Origin of the sequence: uncultured Tateyamaria sp. (assembly GCF_947503415.1) — a bacterium.
Taxonomy (GTDB): Bacteria; Pseudomonadota; Alphaproteobacteria; order Rhodobacterales; family Rhodobacteraceae; genus Tateyamaria.
On record NZ_CANNDS010000013.1, the window covers coordinates 1 to 985 of the forward strand.

The following is a 985-nucleotide window of genomic DNA, read 5'->3' on the forward strand; positions in this document are numbered from 1 at the left end:
TTGCCGCTGTCGCATTTCACCACCATCACCGTCATCTTGCGCGCGGCAATCGCCTTTTCCAGCGCGGGGCCCGTGTCGACGCCCTGCACTTCGACCACGTTCTCGCACCCCGCCGCGCGCGCCATGCCCGCAAGCGAGGTCTTCTTGCCCGTGTAGGTCGGCTGGTCCCCGGTCGAGCCGTACGAGCCATTGTCGATGATCATCAGGATGTAGTTGTCGGCCACGTTGTTGGCGATGGTCGGCAGCGTGCACAGGTTCGTCAGAACCGACCCGTCCCCGTCGATCGAGATCACGGTCTTGTCCTGCGCCAGCGCAAGGCCAAGGCCAATGGACGACGACAGGCCCATGGTGCCCAGCATGTAGAAGTTGGTGGGTTGGTCGTCGATGGCGTGCAGCTCCTGGCTGGGAATGCCGATGTTACAGACAACCAGTTGGTCACGCAGGATCGGAGCGATGTCTTTCAGGATTTCAGAACGGATCATTGGTCGCCGTAGCCTCCCCAGAAGTTGGCGTCCGTCAGGATCGCCACGGGTTTCGAGCACATGAAGGTATATTTCAGGATCATATCCAGCTCTTCCACGTCCGACTGCTTGTGGAAGTGGTAGGTGGGGATGTTCATCTGCGCCAGCAGCGCCTTGGTGTGCACGGCCATTTCAACCTGGCAGGCGACAGGCTCGCGCAGCTCACCGCGGTAGCTGATCAGCATCGGCAGCGGCATGCGGTAGTACTGGATCAGCGTGGCCAGCGTGTTGATGGTCACCCCGATGGCGGTGTTCTGCATGATGATGGCGGGGCGTTTGCCTCCCATCCAGGCCCCGGCACACAGGCCCATCCCCTCGTCTTCCTTGTTCGAGGGGATGTGGAAGATCTTGTCATGCCGGTCGATCTCGTCAATGACGCCCGCCAGCTGCTTGCACGGAACCGTCGTCACAAACGAAATGTCGTTCGCAACCAAATCATCCGTTATCTTCTTGTCGATGTTCAT

General features: G+C 60.0%; 2 protein-coding genes. Both read right to left on the minus strand.

Annotated elements, in window-relative coordinates; all coding sequences use genetic code 11:
* A partial coding sequence (locus Q1A32_RS23910) for a thiamine pyrophosphate-dependent enzyme (protein WP_299658423.1) occupies positions 1 to 482 on the minus strand: 482 nt, incomplete at its 3' end.
* Positions 479 to 985, minus strand: a 507-nt coding sequence (gene comD, locus Q1A32_RS23915; protein ID WP_299616477.1) for a sulfopyruvate decarboxylase subunit alpha, incomplete at its 5' end; no start/stop codon positions are given. The genes Q1A32_RS23910 and comD, both read right to left, overlap by 4 nt.